General features: G+C 62.4%; 9 protein-coding genes. 6 read left to right on the top strand and 3 right to left on the bottom strand.

The features are described from left to right. Positions 1-4: 4 nt before the first annotated feature. From HAHE_RS00955 to HAHE_RS00930, 6 genes are read left to right on the top strand one after another with little or no spacing between them, the layout of a single operon-like run. Positions 5-1,618, top strand: coding sequence for a DUF4159 domain-containing protein (locus tag HAHE_RS00955; RefSeq protein ID WP_338687735.1), 1,614 nt, complete (start codon positions 5-7; stop codon positions 1,616-1,618). 24 nt (positions 1,619-1,642) lie between these two features. Beyond that, positions 1,643-2,815 (top strand): hypothetical protein, encoded by a 1,173-nt coding sequence (locus HAHE_RS00950; protein WP_338687734.1) that lies wholly within the window; start codon positions 1,643-1,645, stop codon positions 2,813-2,815. 54 nt (positions 2,816-2,869) lie between these two features. Beyond that, positions 2,870-4,498, top strand: a complete 1,629-nt coding sequence (locus HAHE_RS00945; protein ID WP_338687733.1) for an FAD-dependent oxidoreductase — start codon at positions 2,870-2,872, stop codon at positions 4,496-4,498. Positions 4,499-4,536: 38 nt separating this feature from the next. Continuing rightward, positions 4,537-8,517, top strand: a complete 3,981-nt coding sequence (locus HAHE_RS00940; RefSeq protein ID WP_338687732.1) for a DUF6288 domain-containing protein — start codon at positions 4,537-4,539, stop codon at positions 8,515-8,517. A 30-nt stretch (positions 8,518-8,547) separates the two neighbouring features. Next, the gene (locus tag HAHE_RS00935; RefSeq protein ID WP_338687731.1) at positions 8,548-10,122 is read left to right on the top strand and encodes an Nramp family divalent metal transporter; all 1,575 of its coding nucleotides are present in this window, start codon (positions 8,548-8,550) and stop codon (positions 10,120-10,122) included. Positions 10,123-10,158: 36 nt separating this feature from the next. After that, a complete protein-coding gene (locus HAHE_RS00930) occupies positions 10,159-10,950 on the top strand; it encodes a hypothetical protein (RefSeq protein ID WP_338687728.1) in 792 nt (263 codons plus the stop codon). A gap of 104 nt (positions 10,951-11,054) precedes the next feature. Here HAHE_RS00930 and HAHE_RS00925 read toward each other — a convergent pair whose 3' ends face one another. The 3 genes from HAHE_RS00925 to HAHE_RS00915 are packed head-to-tail and all read right to left on the bottom strand — an operon-like array spanning position 11,055 to position 16,601. Continuing rightward, positions 11,055-12,773, bottom strand: coding sequence for a hypothetical protein (locus HAHE_RS00925; RefSeq protein ID WP_338687725.1), 1,719 nt, complete (start codon positions 12,771-12,773; stop codon positions 11,055-11,057). Positions 12,774-12,802: 29 nt separating this feature from the next. Continuing rightward, a complete protein-coding gene (locus HAHE_RS00920) occupies positions 12,803-14,281 on the bottom strand; it encodes a DUF7133 domain-containing protein (RefSeq protein ID WP_338687723.1) in 1,479 nt (492 codons plus the stop codon). Positions 14,282-14,291: 10 nt separating this feature from the next. After that, positions 14,292-16,601, bottom strand: a complete 2,310-nt coding sequence (locus tag HAHE_RS00915; protein WP_338687721.1) for a c-type cytochrome — start codon at positions 16,599-16,601, stop codon at positions 14,292-14,294. Positions 16,602-16,694: the final 93 nt, after the last annotated feature.

The following is a 16,694-nucleotide window of genomic DNA, read 5'->3' as shown; positions in this document are numbered from 1 at the left end:
CATCATGCAAAACCGCCGCATCGAACTGCCGACCGAATGGGTCGACGAGATCCCCACGGGGCCGTCGCCATTCAAGGCGGGTGTGGTCAGCATCGCGCTGATCCTGCTCGGCGGGCTTGGTGTCGCCGCGGGTTTCCTGATGCCGTGGTTGCTCGTCTACGTTGGGGGGAGGAATGCGGATGTCGCGATCCTGTTGGAAAACAACCATATCGGGCCGTCTCTGCGGATCTGCTTCGTCAGCTTCCTCGGTGTGGCGGCGCTCTGCGTGGCCGCCGGGGCCATCAGTCTGACGAGGATCCGGGCCAGCTACTACCTGCTGCTCGCGACGCTGATCGCGGTTTATGTCGTCACCGTCGCGTATGTCTCGCTGACATGGCGCGGGGTGTTTTCGATCCTCGATGCCGATATCGAGCTCGATGGGAGTCCCTTGGACAAGGCCACCACGCTTCAGTTGTGGTGGAAAGTCAGCTGGCCTGCGCTTCTGGTGCTGGCATACGCGGTGTGGCTGAACGTGATGCTGCGCAGTCGCTCGGTTCATGCGGTCTTCTTCAAGGCTTCGGGATCGCCGATGTCGGGCGACCGCACGCTGGAGGATCTGCGGACGCACGGACGCGATCCCCGTCACCGGAAGAGCCTTTATGCGAGTGTCCTGACCCACCTGATGATCCTCGTGATCATTCCCTATCTCCTGAGCATCGGCGGGTGCGTCGAGGCCTACAAGGTGCCGAAAGGCAGCGGTAATCCGGTGGTGGCGATGGTGAAGGTCGTCCAGCCGAAGAAGAAAAAGAAGAAGACGCTCACCTTGCGGCCGAATTCCGCGATCATTTTCGACCAGCCCGATCTCGACAACACCGAGGTGGACCAGGTGATGGAGAAACAGACCCAGCTTACCTATGAGGCCTCTGCGAATGCCAAGGCCGGCAAGATGGGCAAGGGTGGCGGCACCGACGGCGGCTGGCCCGAGGGGATGGAGGACTACAAGGTTCGTTTCATCCGGCTCGATCATGGCGGTGCCGGATGGGACGACGGGATGGACCAGACCGACGCCGATATCAACTTCCTGCGGAATTTCGCCCAAGCGACCGGCTTCAAGAAGATCGCGCGCAAGGGTGAGAGCCACTCGATCGCATTGCTCTCGAAGTATCCCGATGACGGCTTCCCGCCGTTTGTCTACCTGACCGGCAACGGGAATATGGGGCGGGTCAGCTCGGCCGACGCGAAGATCCTCCGCGAATACTGTCTCAAGGGCGGGATGCTCATCGCCGACGCCGGCAGCGAGAGCTTCCACCGGTCGTTCACCCACTTCATTCGGCAGGTGTTCCCGGACAAGCCGCTGCTCGACATCGCGGACGACGACATGCTCTATCAGTTGCCATACGGGTTCCCGGATGGTGCGCCCGCCTTCTGGCACCACGGAGGACGCCGCGCCCTCGGGATCAAGCACGAGGGCCGCTGGATCGCCTTTTACCATCCGGGTGACATGAACGACGCGTGGAAGTCGCCCGGCTACACCGACGTGACTCCGGAGATGCGCGACGCCGCGATGAACCTCGGCATCAACCTCGTCTACTACTCCTTCAACCAATGGAACGACGCCATTGCGAAACAGCGGAAGTAGTCCGCCCCGACTGAAACGAATCCCGTGAACTGGAATTACTTCAACATCTTCGGCTACCTGGGCGTCCTGCTCTGGTTGTCGATGCCGTTGCTGTGGATGGTCCACTCGCGGATGAAGCCGAGGCGCTGGCTGTGCCACGTCGCACTCGTGGTGGGTTTGGTGGCGCTGATGTTCGCCGAACTGAATTCATCGGGGCACGTCAACCGGATCCAGCTGGACCGCACGGAGGAACTCGCGGCGAGGGAGGCCGAGCAGCAGGCGAAGGTCGAGGCGGTGCTTGAAAGCCGGGGCGACGAGGTCGCGCAGATCCGCTTCGCCGAGGACGACGGTGACGACTTCCTCGACCAAGCCGGGATGGATGAGGCCGATCTGAAGTACATGGAGAAGCTCCGTTCGGGCGAGGACCCTGCCTGGAAGAAGGAAAAGAAGACCCGATCCGGTGGGAGTGGGGAGGAAGGAGGACTTGAAGACATGATCGGCGCGGTCGAGGAGACCGAGGGCGTCGATAGCGAGACTCTGGACGAGGCCATCGAGGAAGATCCGATCGTCATGAGTGCGAAGGATCTGGAAACGGCGAACCGTCTGGACGGTCTGAACCTGAAGGTGATTCGCGCGCTGCTTTGGATAGCGGTTCTCGTGATCATCGTGGACTACCTGCGACGCGTGAACGTTTACCGGGAGGCCTATCTTCCGCTGCCGCTCCCGAGCTCGTGGGTCAACGCGGCGGCTCCGATGCCGGCGCGTGTCGAACGTCCGGGCACAGCGGAAAGAAGTCTCGCGCAGGAGTTGCAGTGGTTGAGCCGGAGAGGGGACAGCTTCCTGTGCGTGACCGATGACGGGGAGCTGGCGAAGAGTCTGCCGTCGCAGTTTCCCCGACCTCCGCTCGCCCCGATGGAGCTCATTCGTCTGGAGAGCGGGCAGGAAAAACTTGGGGATGACTTTGTCTTCGAATCCCTCTGGCACGGGCGCAGCTCGTTTGTCACCGGCTCGGTTGAGAGCGCCGAGCGAATGCTCGGGAGATTCGTTGAGCTGATGAAAAAGCGCCGTGAGACGCGGGCCAAGGTGCGACAGACGGTTCACGTTGTCTGGGATGCCAAGCGCCCGATTTCCCCGGAGCTGGAAGCGGCCTTTGTGGATGCCGCGGCTCTTGTGGGTTTCTCGCTGTTCATCGTCGAGCCCGGAGCGAAGGCGGCCTGAAAGAACGATCTGATGACTGGGAATGACCAAACTTTGCCGAAAGCCATCCTGAGGATGGCGTTTGCCGCTCTCGCATGCATCCCACTCGTATCCATCGCGAGTGCCGAACGGCACACGGCGGACGTGGTGGTGTATGGTGATGCTTCCGGCGGAGTCACGGCCGCGGTCCAAGCGGCGCGGATGGGCAAGAGCGTGATCCTCGTTTCCCAGTATGGACATCTTGGGGGCATGACGAGTTCCGGGCTCGGGTGGACGGATATCGGCAACGACGCGATTCTCGGCGGCTTGTCGCGGGAGTTCTACCACCGGGCCTATCAGCACTACCTCAAGGACGAGGCGTGGGTGCACGAGGCGCGTGAGGATTACTCAAACCAGCGGCAGGGTGCCGGCAAGGCATTGGATCCCGAGAAGGAACTCGCATCGACCTTCGAACCGAAGGTGGCGGAAGCGATCTTCGACGGGATGGTCGAGGAGGCGGGGGTGAAACTCATCAAGGGAAGGCTCGATTTCGACCGGGGCGTGACCGCGTCCGGCTCAAGGATTTCGACCATGCACCTCGAGGGGGGTGATGAGGCGGCCGGGAAGATGTTCATCGACGCTTCCTACGAGGGCGACCTGATGGCGGCGGCCGGGGTTTCCTTCATGATCGGGCGCGAGAACAACTCGGAGTATGGGGAGACCGGCAACGGCAACACCGGCGTCGCGAGGAAGAACCAGCTGCCGAACGGGATCGATCCTTACAAGGTGGCGGGCGATCCTTCGAGCGGGTTGCTCGATGGCGTGAATGCCGATGCCGGGGGTGAGCCGGGCGAGGGTGACCACCGCTTGCAGGCCTACTGCTATCGCATGGTGCTGACCGATCTGGAATCGAACCGTGTGGCTGTGACCAAACCCGCGGGATACGACGAAGCCGACTACGAGATCCTGTTCCGTGCGATCGAGGCGGGGCAGAAGGGCGGATTCTTCAAGACCAGCATGATGCCCAACCGCAAGACCGACTCGAACAACACGGGCGGCATTTCCTGCGACTACATCGGGATGAACTACGGCAAGGACTGGAATTGGGCGACCCTGAGCCACGCCGAGCGGGAGAAGCTCGGCGAGAAGCATCGCGACTGGCAATTGGGTTTGGTGTGGACGGTGCAGAATCATCCCCGGGTTCCCGAGGGCATTCGCAAGGCCTACGCCAGATGGGGTTTGGCCAAGGATGAATTCCCGGACAACGGGCATTGGCCTCACAACATCTACGTTCGCGAGGCGCGCCGGATGGAGTCGGACTTCGTCATGACCGAGGACCACTGCAAGCGGAAGAAGCCGGTTGACGATCCGGTCGGGATGGGGGCTTACACTCTCGATTCCCACAATACCCAGCGCTTCGTTCACAAGGGCATGGTCAAGAATGAGGGAGACATTCAAACCCACCTCGGCGGCAAGCCCTACGGCATCTCCTACCGGTCGATCGTCCCGAAGGAAGAGGAATGCGGGAACCTGCTGGTGCCGTGGGCGTTGTCATCGACCCACATCGCTTTCGGTTCGATCCGCATGGAGCCGGTTTTCATGGTTCTCGGCCAGAGCGCCGCCACGGCGGCCTGCATCGCGATCGACCTCGACACGACCGTTCAGAAAGTTCCTTACGAAAAGCTCCGCGAGCGGCTCCTCGCCGATGACCAGCGCATCGAGTGACGCCACCGCACCCTGTTTCCCCAAACGCCCATCCTGCCATGAAGATCGTAAAATTCCCGGCGCTCCTGCTACTCTCCGGATGCTTCGTCATCCCGGTGTCGGCCGATGAACGCACGCTCACCCCGGAACAGATGGAGGCCCTCGCGAATGCGGGTGACTTGCAAGAGGAGGTGGCGCCCCGTCCGGCGAATCTTCCGGACCTGACGAAGGGCGATCCGATCCCTGCGGGTGGCAAGAATCCACCGCCGACCTGGACGCTGGGCCCGACGGGAATCGTGGCGACGTTTGCCGGGCGCTATGCCGGCGATCAACTCCAGGTGCAGGGGGCACTCAAGGGTTCGCCTGCGGATGGGAAGTTCGTGACGGGTGACGTGCTGGTCGGAATGAACGGCAGGAAGTTCGAGGCCGGCGGCAATCTCGCGATCCTGATCGGCGATGCGATCGTCGAGGCGGAGCGGGAGAAGAACGGCGGGCTCATCACCTTCGAGGTCTGGCGCGACAAGAACTACGTTGCCCGTACGGGAAAGCAGGATGTCTCAAGCGTCGATATCGACGAGATCTTTGCTGAGGCCCGCGACGATAACTCGCTCTACGACTGGAAACCCGAGGAGGAACGGGAGCAGGAAGTCCGTCAGATGGGCTTCGACAAGTATCCGATCGATCCCGAGACGCTCGAAGTCGAACTGAAGCTTCGGGTGTTTCCCGACTACAGTGATACCGCACCCTACGACTGCCCGAAGACGGCCGCCATTCTCGACGATGCGTGGAAGGTGCTGGAAAAGAAGTTCATCGCGAATCCCCAGGACAAGCGCAGCGGCCGCGGAGGGATCGTCGAAGCCATTGCGCTGGTATCCTCCGGGAAGCCGGAGCACCGCAAGCTCATCCACGATTGGGTGAGGGGACCGCATTCGCCATGGAAGCCGCCGACCGAACCGATCGGGGCGATGTTCAAGCCCGGCTACCGCGGCTATAAGGGCTACCAGAGCTGGCACAAGGGCTACGTCGGGCTGAACTGTGCGCTCTACTACGAAGCGACGGGTGATGACTACGTGGTGCCCGCGTTGCGCAAGTTGGCCGTCGAGACCGCGATGGGTCAGAGCGGCCACGGATCGTGGGGGCATACCTTTTCCTATCCTTCCTTCAACGGTGGTGAGCTCCACCGTATGAATCCGGGATACGGCGCCCTCAATGCCGCGGGCAATCGCTGCTTCTTCCTGATCACGCTGGCGCAGAAGCTTGGGATCGAAGATCCGGAAATCGATCAGGCGGTCGATCGGGCGCGGAAGTTCTTCGGATCCTACATTGACCAAGGCTGCATCCCCTACGGCGACCATGCGGCCTACGGTTCGGACGACAGCAACGGCAAGAACACCGGCGTGGCGTTCTCGCTGAAGCTCCTCGGTGATGAGTACGGCGCGAAGTATTTCGCGATGATGTCGAGCCACTGCGCGTTCACGCGCCGCGGGGGTCACGGCCACGACTACCACGGCAACTGGTCATCGTGGGCAGCCGGGCTTTGCGGTCCCGAGGTGCGGGCCTACAACGAGCGCAATCTCCGCTGGCGGCGGACCCTTTGCCGGATGTTCGACGGCAGTTTCGTCTATCATTCACCGACGGGAACCTACGGCGCGCTGCGCGATCCGACCGCGACCGAGGTCTTGCACCAGGCGGTCTATCTCAAGCAGACGCTGATCACCGGGAAGGATCCGAACGAGAACCTGTATCCGACCGAGCGGGAGATGAAGCAACTCCTCACCAGCGCGGCGGGCCAGTTCAATGATCCGTGGCTGAAGGAGCTCGCAGGCAAGCCGGTCGGGGAGCGAAGCACGGACGAGGTCATCGACCTGCTCGACATCTTCTATCCGAAAGCCCGCCAGAATTTCGCCAAGGAGGTAGGCAAGCGTTATCAGGCGGGAGAAAAGGACATTCTTCCGAAGCTGGTCGCGTTGCTGGACAGCGAGGAGCCGCGCTTCCGCGACGGCGGGCTGAAGGCGCTCGGGGCCTGTGGCAACGATGCCGTGCTCGAGTCGCTATCGAAAGTGACACCGCTCCTGAAGGATCCCGCCGACTTTGTCCGGATCACCGCGGTGAAGGTGGTTTCAGGCGCGACCGACAGCGAGGAAACCCAGCTCGCGATGCTCGACGCGACACTCGACGAACCGAAGTCGATCGCTCCGAACAGCGTCCGGAATGTCACTCAAGGCGCGCTTTTCGGGAAGGACAACCCGTTGGCCAACAAGCCGTTCGAGTCGGAGGTCGATGACGACAAGATGCGTCAGGCGCTAGAGAATCTGCTGCTCCTTGATCCCGCGGGCAAAACCTTCGTCGGGTCGCGCACCAGTGTGTGGGAGAAGGATACCGTGATCCGGATTGCCGGGCCGCTGACCTACGCCGCCGAGGAGGAACAGATCGCCGACCAGATGTTCGCCAACCGAGCCGCTCCGGCGCAGGCGATGCTGTCGAAGTTCGGCTACCGCGAAGCGGCCGAGGCAACCGCCCACCGGCTGCGCAAGCTGGCGGCGGTCCGGCGGGATGTGCGCCCCTTCGTCGGGTTCAAGCGGCCGTTGATGGATCCCGAAGTGGTGAAGGCCCAGCCTGCTGCGTTCAAGGACTTCGAGGAGCCACTCAAGACGGTGCTCATCGATAACCCGCTCTCCAAGATCAGCCAGAAGATCGGGAAGGAAACGGTCGTGACCGACCTCGACGACATGCTGTTGTTGATCGAAGCGCAGAAGAAGCCATCCGGCCTGCCGAGCATTTCGGCGGACGTGCAGCAGTTGTTCCGGGCGGAGATCGAGGAGGCCGACGGAACCGGAGCCAAGATGAAGCTTTGTAGGGCCGAACTCGCAGATCCGCAGCGCAAGAATACCTTCCGCAAGATCGCGGCAATGGACGTGATGGTCGAGTTGCTCGGAACCGATGCGCTGGAGGATCTGGTTCCTTACCTCGGCCATGACTACTGGCGCCTGCGTGAACACTCGAGGAAGCTCGCGTCCGAGCTGGTGACGATCGGCGGCGAGAGCCAACTCGCGGCACTCTTCCCGGCCACACAGGACCCGGCGGCGGCTGCGGGGATTCTTGAGGTGTTCGCCGAGAGTGAGGCCGATTCCGGGCTGGAGCTTGCGGAGGAGGCCATGGGCCATGCCGAGCCGGTCGTCCGCGGGGCTGCCGTCACCACGCTCTTCACTTTGGGTGGAGAAGAGAAGTTGCCGGACGTGCTTTCCCACATGAAGGCGGCGGAAACCATCGAGGATCTGCTGGGCTGCGAAGAAGCGCTGCTCTCGATGCGCGCTGATGCTGCACATGTCGACCGCGTGCGGGATGCCTTGATCGGGATGCTGGACGGTGCATCACCGGACCTGGGCAGGTCGATCTACTACGTCCTCGGTCAACTGGCAGATCCGGCGTCGATCGCCCATCTGGAGATGGTGGCGAAGGGCGACGACCTCACCGTGCTGAATGACGTGGTGTTCGCGCTTTCCTACTCCCCGAGCCGCGATGTCGACCGGGTCATGTTGGAGCTGGCTGCCATGGACAAGCGAACCGCGGAGGTCGTCGGGTCGCAATCGGTGCGACGGTTGGTTCTGGGTCCGAAGGGTTACGGCGACCTGACGGGCGACGAGCGGATGGACTTCGCGGAAGCGATGCTGAAGATCGTCTTGGACGGGAAGGTGATCGCCTATCTCGGAAAGGTCCACGAGGCGCGTGCGATGCGCGCGCTGATGTACTGCCTGGAGAAGGGAGTGAGCGGTGCGGCCGACAGCCTGATCACCTGCGCCGAGGGCTTGGGCAAACTTTCCGACAAGGACAGCAAGATCGCGGCGGAGGCGTTGCAGGATGTGATCGAGTATATCGAAGTCACCCACCTTCGCGGAGGACCGCAGGCGCACATGCGCAAGGAAGACAAGTATGCCGAGTGGAAGGCGCTCCAGGCGCGTGCCGGCAAGGTCTTGCTCAAGGTCCACCAGCCGGACAAGGCTCCGATTCCGACCTTCGACCCGCTTGATCTCGATCCCTGACGCGGATTGGCGTCGGACGCGACAAAACCCATGAAAACCCATGAATCCTCGGATCTTGCAGATCCGCCCAAGACCCTTTGGGGCATTCTCAAACAGCTCGGGCCCGGTCTCATCATCGCCGGCTCGATTGTCGGCTCCGGTGAACTGATCGCAACCACGGCGGTCGGGGCCGAAGCGGGCTTCCTGCTGCTGTGGCTGATCATCATCGGCTGCCTGATCAAGGTCTTCGTCCAGATTGAGTTCGGGCGTTATGCGATCACCAGCGGGAGGACGACACTCGACGGTCTGAACGAGGTGCCGGGGCCGCGGCTTCGGGTGAACTGGCTTTGCTGGTTCTGGTTGGTGTTCATCGTGGTCGCGTTGATCCAGCTCGGCGGGATTATTGGCGGGGTCGGGCAGGCCCTTGCGATCCAGCAACCTCTGACCGAGTCCGGCGAGGTGGTGAATGCCCGTGAGGACGCGGTGATCCAGATCAAGGTCGCGGACAGCATTGCGGACCGCTTCGGGGAGGATGAAGCGATGGCGCCGGTGATGGAAAAGCTCGCGGTGGAGAAAGCCGATGCGCAGAAGGTGCTGTCGGGTTTCGAAGGGAAGGAGCAGGTGGTGTCGCACGACTCCATGCTCTGGGCGTCGCTGGTCACCATCGTCTCGATCGTGCTGCTGGTGATCGGGCGCTACCGGCTCATCCAGAACGTTTCGACCGCGCTGGTCGCGAGTTTCACTTTGGTGACAATCATCAACCTCTTCTACCTGCAGGCATTGCCCGAGTGGCGGGTGTCGTGGGCGGACTTGGTCGACGGCATGAGCTTCCGGATTCCCGAGGGCAAGGGCCTGACGGTCGCGCTTGCTGCGTTCGGGATCATCGGGGTCGGGGCGACCGAGCTGATTCAGTATCCCTACTGGTGTCTTGAGAAAGGCTACGCGAAGTGGACCGGCCCTCGCGACGACTCCCCGGAGTGGGCCGAGCGGGCCAAGGGCTGGGTGCGGGTGCTGCGGTGGGACGCGTGGTGCTCGATGGTCGTCTACACCTTCGCGACCGTGGCCTTTTATCTCCTCGGGGCCGCGATTCTCGGGCGGACCGGTTTGGACCCGTCGGGTGATCAGATGGTCCGGACGCTCGGGCAGATGTATGTGCCGGTGTTCGGTTCGGCGGCGCAGGCGGTGTTCCTATTCGGGGCGTTTGCCGTGCTTTACTCGACCTTCTTTGTCGCGACTGCCAGTCACGCGCGTGTGTGTGCGGATGCGCTGCGGGTCTTCGGTGTCTCGAAGGGCGGGGAAGCCAGCTACCGCGCGTGGGTCCGCGGCTTCTGCATCGGCTTGCCGCTGTTGTTCCTCGCGAGCTACGCGTTTTTCAAGGCGCCGAAGGAACTGGTTCTCGCCGGCGGCTTCATGGGCGCGCTGATGCTGCCGATGCTCGGCGCGGCGGCGCTGTACTTTCGGTACCGCCGTTGTGATGAGCGCCTGACTCCGAGCCGGGTCTGGGACGTCGGACTGTGGATCAGCTGTGCCGGGCTGTTGGTCGCCGGTGTCTATGCGTTCTACACCAAGATGGTGGAGATGATGGGGGGGTATGGATTTTCGCGCGCAGTATCCGACCGTGGTTGACACGCGGTTGCTCGTCAGGTGAAGAGTAGTGCCCTCATGCTGAAACCGACGGTGCTCTATGGGGTCGGCGCGCTGCTGCTGATTCTCGTAATACTCTTGGTAGTGCTTCGCAGCATAAACGGTAGTGATGTGTCTTCGAAGATCGGTGGGGGTACACCTGATGAAGGTCGGATGAGTGAAGTCGAGCGGGCCGAGAACCGGGATGCTCCTCTGAGTCCAAAGAGTGCGGCAAGAACTGCCCCAGCGAATCGAGACGAGAGCCGTCCTTGGGAGGTCAATCGCGAGGGGAATTTGGGCGACCGGGAGTCTCGAGGTTTCGTGCTCCTCGACGGCTCGGGGAAGGTCACGGCGCGCGCGATCGAGATGGCTGGACTCGAGACGGATGATATCGACGCTGTTGAAAGCGCCCTCGCCGATGCGTGGAAGAAGATGTCGGCGGCGATGGCGAGTCGGGCCAGATTTGATGCCACTTCTTCAGACGCGGAGAACCGCGTTTTTGTATATCGAGTTGCCTCCTTTCCGAGTGAGGGAGATGCCGCCCTTGAAGCAATGTATCAGAACTTTGCGGATACTTTTGGTGCAGACAGTGCTGCGATTCTGATGAGGGGCTTCGACCCTTGGCAGCATTTCGGCAATTTCGGCAAGTATGAGATCGAGGTCCGGTATGAACCGAACACATTTCGACCCCAGATCTATGGAGAAACGAATACGAGGATCCGGTTCTTCGATCCTGCTACCGGGAAGGAGGCCGGGGGTGCTTCGTCCTTGGAGTCCGAGACGATCGCAAACTATATCGGGCAGTTCACCGATTTGGTGAAGGACAGGTAAACCGGCTACGGCTACTGCTTCGCCGCGACGCCTCAAGAATTGGGAGGGTCTTGCGCGGTCGGGAGACCGCCGCGCCCGGATATGGCGCCTGGAAGGCGCCACTCCTAGTGGCCCCAGAGGCGTTTCACGAGATCGTGCATCTCGGGGTCGTGCTTGAGGAGTTCTTCGCGGGTGTAGGGGAAGAAGTCGTTGGTGGAGAAGTAGGCCTCGGTCGACTCGGCGAAGTACTCCATCGGGTCGGTCATGGCATAGGCCTTGTCCATCCGGGTCCGACCTTCGGAATCTCGGCGCTCGACCTTGTCGTAAGTGCCGCTGTCCTTCGCCCGCTCGTAGGCCTTCTTCAGGTCCGGGTTTTCGAAGCCCTCGGGTAGGAACCGGTCGTGATAGGCGTGGGCGAGTTCGTGCAGGGTGAAGTTCGGCATCCGGCGGGTGTCTTCCTCGAATACCTCGGTGTTGGTAAACTCGACACCCTTGGCCATTTTCGGATCCCGGCCGTTGTCCTTCAGCCATTGGGCACCAGGGTGATACTCGGCCCCGTGCTTACCCTTTTCGTAGGGAGGATTGAAGTAGAGCGGGACCTTCCGGAGTTCGGCGACCGCCGGTTTCGGAACCACCTCGAGGATCTCATCGAGCTGGGCTTCCATCAGTTCGAGCGCGTGCTCCGTGGCCTTGAGGTTCTTGTCGTTGAGCAGAACTGGATCGATGTGGACCTGCCACCCGCGAATCTTCCGGTCCTCGGCTTTGGCCTCCTTGTTGCGCTTGGCGACCTGTTCACTGATTTCCTCCTTCGCTTTCTTCAGGCGTTCCGGCCAGACGAAGGTCGGAGCCTTTGACGGATCGTAGCCCTCGAGATGCCCGGTCAGCCGGGTCGCGGGCTTGGTATACTTGAACTCGGTGTCGCGGAAAACCTCCCGGCAGAGCTCGGCAAGCCCCGGATCGTATTCGAGAAGTTCCTTGCGGGTGTTGACGTGGTTGTGGTCGTGGTCGTTCTCGCGGTTGTCGTCGAACCATGACTGCACGCCCTCGGCGAAATACTCGTAGTGGTTCACCGACGCGTATTTGCCCTTCCACAGTCCCTTCGCCATCGCGTCCTCGTAGGCGGCCTTCACCCGGTCATCGAAGGCAGGGTCGACGTTTGCCAGTCCCCGCAGGTGGATGTTGTGAGCAAACTCGTGGATGAGGATATTCTCGGTGGAGTACGGGTCGCCGGGATAGCCGAGCAGGTTCTCCTCGCCACACGAGCAGTAGGGGTCGGTCGCGCTGCCACCGGTGCCACGGGCACGCGCATCCCAGTAGTCCTTCGGTGCGAAGTGGGAGAACTCCGGGAGGTCGGTGGTGAACTCGTTCCACGCGATGATGCACAATCGCGCGCCGCTCTTGATCATCGCTTCGCGGACGTCCGGGCGCTTCGCCATCATCAGGTCGGCGAGGTAGGCTGCCTCCTTGAGTGCGTAGGGGTTCACCGTCTTCGATGCGACGATGGGAAACCCCTGGGCGTATTCCCGCTGGGTGTAGAAGGCGGGGATACCGTCATTGCCCTTCGGGTCGAAGTAGAAGCCCTGCACGAGGACCTTGCTGGTCACCGTGGATTCGGTTCCGGATTCTTGTCCAACGACCAGAAACCGGTGGCCGATGGTGGTATTGATGATCGTATTGTCGCCGGGCGCGACCGTGCCTTGGGGCACCTTTTCATCCTCCGAAAGCCAGAAGACCTCCGCGGGCTCCTGGCTCGCGTTGATGATCTGAAGTTTCTGGGCGCTGGCGGGAAGAACGATTGCCGCGACGAGGAGGCAGCCGCCGAGAGCGGATCGGAAAGGATTCATGCGGCAGGGAACGGTGACGGTGGGCCGGTTCATTCAGGGACTTCGTTGACGGTGTAGAAGGCGAAGGTGTGGACCAGTTCGCCGTCGTCACGGTCACGGAGAGGGTCGAGATAAAACTCGTGGACGTGCCCGCGCTCGATCTTGTCGAGAGTGACGGTCGCGGTCAGTCCGTCTTCGGAGAGCGTCACACCGGTCACGTTCGGAGTGGTCTGCTCGATCTCCGGTCCGCCGTAGGCACCGTGGTAGGGGTGGGTGAAGGTGGTGATCTTGTAGGAGTCTTTGTCGGCGCCGGTTTCCGGATCGACCGGCTTGGTGAAGCGGATGTTGAAGCCTTTCGGGGCGATCGTGATTCGTTCAATCTCGAACGGCATCTTGCCCGTCCAGTCGAGCCGCTCGAGTGCATACGGCTTGAGTCCGCGGACCGGCCAGCCGCGGTTGGTGCCGCCGGTCAGCAGGTTTCCGTCAGGAGTGAAGTGCACGTTGAGGATGCCGGTCGAGAGGCCTTCGCGGAATGGATAGCACGCGCCTTGCCAGACACCGTTCACCTGTTCGGTCGTCGCGCGGACGACCAGCGACTGGGTGTAGTCGCCGAGGAAGATCTGGTTTTCGAACGGGCCGAACTTGCCGCTGGTGGCATTCACCTCGAAGCCGCCGAGTGAACGGCCCATCCGGATGTAGGGGAAGATCACCGCGTAGGGAACCAGCTCGGGCACGCGCTCCATTTCCGCGAGGATCGTCGACCCCGAATTCGGTTCGGTCGGCGTCTCGCCCATGTTGGGGGCGAACGGATACCAGTTGTAGCTCTTCGGGTGGCCCATGAACCCGCCTTCCTTGACGAATTTCAGGCTGCAGGCGCAGTTCCATGGTCCCTGGCTCTCGATGTAGAACAACGCGCCGTGCTCGTTGAAGCCGATGCCGCCGGGGCTGCGCAGGCCGCTGGCGATCGGGATGGTCTTGCCTTCCGGCGTGACCTTCATTGCCCAACCGCGGAACAACTCCTCGGAGCGGTAGGAGCTCGAGAGACCGAGGGCGACGTAGAGGTTGCCCTCGGGATCGAACTTCGAGCCGAACGCATACTCGTGATAAGTGCCGTAGCCCCAAGCGTCGGAGATCGTGTCGTAGCGATCCGCGGTACCGTCGCCATCGGTGTCGGTGAGCTTGGTCAGCTCAGCGCTATGGGTGACGAACAACGAGCCGTCTTTCCACGCGAGGCCGAAGATCTCGTCGAGGCCCGAAGCGTAGAGATGGTAATCCGGCTCCGGATTCGGCGAATCGAATCCGGAGACAAAGAGCACGTCGCCATGCCGGGTGCCGATGGCGAGCCGGCCGTCGGGCAGATCGGCGAAGGCTCCGGCCTCGATCACGAGGTCCTTGGGGATCGGCAGATCGACGAGCTGGTAGAACTCGCGTTCGCGGTCGGCAGTGCCCCAGCGTTCGCCGACTTCCTCGGCGGACAGGATCGGCGGCAGGGAAAGCAGGCCGAAGTGGACAAGTTTGCGGATGCTCATGTCGGGTCGTTCAGCGGAGGATGGAGTAGGTGAAGGAGTGGGACGACTTCCCGGCCGGGATGGCCAACTTGAAGATCAGTTCCTTGTCCGCCGATTCGTCGGCGGCCGGGCGGAGGATGGACTCCGGAGTCTCGCTGTCGCTGGCCACGGCCACCTCCTTGGTGCGGAATGCGCCACTATCGTCCTTCTCGATGCCGCCGGTCAGGATGCGGAAGTAGAGTTCGGTAGCCTCGGGCGACTCGAAGGTCAGGGTGCGGCGAAGCGCCGGAAGGAATCCGCCAACAAGGGGAACGGATGAGTCCTCCACCCGCACGTCCCCGATCTGGTAGCGGAAGGTCGGAACGCCGCCCTTGCCGATCGAGTAGCCCTTGAAGGCGTAACCGTGTTGCCGCGGATACAGCGGGTCCGGGTTGACCGGCACCTCCTTGCTCCGGACGGGATGGAGTGGCCAGGGATCTTTCGGCTCGGGGAGCAGGGGAACGTCCTGGGCAAGCTGGATCGCGCGTCCGATCGGGTTGAAGTTTCCCGGTCCCTGGCCCTGCCAGCCGACCTTGACGAACTCGCCGGTCCAGAGAGCGGAGAGGGCTCCGGTCTGGGCGTTGAGGGCGTAGTTGAGGCCACCCGGGAACCCGACGGCGATGCCGCGGTAGCCGGCGACACTACTACGTCCGCGGTAGGTGCGGGCTTTGTCGGTGACGACCAATCGCGAGTCCTCCGCTTTCAGACCGGCAGGATCGCGAGCCGAGCGACCGAGCGAGAAGAAGTGCCACAGCGCGCGGATCTGCTCGTCGGTGTCACCTTCAAGGATTTCCGTCTGAACCGCTTTGCCGTCCGGCCAGAAGCTTGGCATGATGATTCCCGGACGGAGTTTGCCGGGGTTCCGCATGAAGGCGTCGAACCAGGCCGGTTGGAGCCGCTGGTAGGAGGTCATCAGGTCGAGCCCCTTCATGCCGGGCGATTCCTTGCCGTTGAAGTTGTGGCACGCGATGCAGTTGAGGCCCTGGTTGCCGACCAGAAGGTGTCCGCCATTGCGCATCATCGGGGCAGACTCGCGGTCGAGTTCGGCGAACTCGAAGGGCTCCATCTCGTCCGCCTTGCCGAACAGCTCGGTCAGGCCGTCGAGCGCCTCGGTGCCGTACTGCGGCATTCGGGTCGTCATGTAGGGGCGGACCTGTTCGCCTTCATAGAGCACCTTGTTCATCCATGCGGGCTTCAGCTTGGCGCCGGCAAGGGTCAGGGGCGGTGGAATGCGGGACTCGTTGCCGAGCGCTTCTTCGGTGGAATGGAAGTAGCCGTCGCGTGACTGCGGAACACCACCGAAGTCGTCGCGTTGGTGGCAGGAAATGCAGTTGAGCTGGGTGAGCCGCATCTTCACCGCGTCGGCCGGAGCAGGCGGCTTATCTTCCTTTCCGAGTGCGACCCGGATCGATTCGCGCTGGGCCTCGCTCAGTCCGTAGTTGGGTGCGCTGCCCGGGCTGGCTGACAGGCAGCCCTTAGAGAGATCGAGATCGTTGCCGGCCGGAGAGAGCAGGGGCTTGTAGGAGGAATCGGTGTCGTGGCAGGACGCGCACTTCAGCTCGGCGAACGCTTTCTCGCCTGCTTCGACCAAGGTATGCGGGGACTCGGGTTTCTCCACCGGCGAATCCTTGGCATCGGGGCCGAGAAGGAAGGCGGCGAGGTCCGATGCCTCGCTGCGGCTGAGGCCCATGTTCGGCATCCGTCCGGCCGGGCGGAACTTCACCGGGTCCTGAAGGAATTCGACGAGGCCGTGGCGGAAGTACTTCGTCGGGACGTGCGCCAGACCGACATCACCCGGCAGCGCTTCGCCTTCACCGTCGAGCGGCGAGTGGCATGCGATGCAACCCGCCTGATGGTAGAGCTCCTTCCCGCGTTCCGGATCTCCGGCGGCGAGTTTTTCTTCGCTTGGCGCCTGACGCGGCACTGACAGCAGATAGGCGCTCAGCGATTCGGCCAGTTGCTGGCGTTCTTCACCTGCTGCATCACCGAGGACATCGGGCATGTTCGTTCCCGGATCATGTGTTGCGGGAGCGAGGATGAACTTCTCGAGAAAGGCTGCGTCCACCCGTTCGCCGATACCGCGGAGGTCGGGAGCGGACGGTGCTTGTCCAAGTCCCTCATGGCAGGCCGCGCACCGGAGTTCGCTAATGAGAAGATGGCCCTTGTCGCGTTCCGACAACTGATCGTTCCGGTGCAGTCCGGCGACGACCGGCTCGGCAGCTGCCGGAGAAGAAACGAGGAGGAACGCGAGTGAGCCGATGCCCGTTGCCCGGGCGAGATTCATGCGGGAGCGTGGGTGCACCTCGCGAAGCTAGCCTTGGTTCCATCGGGGTCCAGCGAGATCGAAGTGAGGGAAGGTGCCGATCGGGCAACTTCGCGTGTTCGATACCGAGCG

This window comes from Haloferula helveola (genome assembly GCF_037076345.1).
In the GTDB taxonomy this organism is placed as follows: Bacteria; Verrucomicrobiota; Verrucomicrobiia; order Verrucomicrobiales; family Akkermansiaceae; genus Haloferula; species Haloferula helveola.
The sequence above is the reverse complement of the archived record's forward strand: the minus strand, read 5'-3'. Positions and strand labels throughout refer to the sequence as shown.

What these genes read in the sequence shown, in the direction of transcription:
- HAHE_RS00955 (WP_338687735.1), top strand. Translation starts at nt 5, where the DNA reads ATGCAAAACCGCCGCATCGAACTGCCGACCGAATGGGTCGACGAGATC.
- HAHE_RS00945 (WP_338687733.1), top strand. Translation starts at nt 2,870, where the DNA reads ATGGCGTTTGCCGCTCTCGCATGCATCCCACTCGTATCCATCGCGAGT.
- HAHE_RS00940 (WP_338687732.1), top strand. Translation starts at nt 4,537, where the DNA reads ATGAAGATCGTAAAATTCCCGGCGCTCCTGCTACTCTCCGGATGCTTC.
- HAHE_RS00935 (WP_338687731.1), top strand. Translation starts at nt 8,548, where the DNA reads ATGAAAACCCATGAATCCTCGGATCTTGCAGATCCGCCCAAGACCCTT.
- HAHE_RS00930 (WP_338687728.1), top strand. Translation starts at nt 10,159, where the DNA reads ATGCTGAAACCGACGGTGCTCTATGGGGTCGGCGCGCTGCTGCTGATT.
- HAHE_RS00925 (WP_338687725.1), bottom strand. Translation starts at nt 12,773, where the DNA reads ATGAATCCTTTCCGATCCGCTCTCGGCGGCTGCCTCCTCGTCGCGGCA.
- HAHE_RS00920 (WP_338687723.1), bottom strand. Translation starts at nt 14,281, where the DNA reads ATGAGCATCCGCAAACTTGTCCACTTCGGCCTGCTTTCCCTGCCGCCG.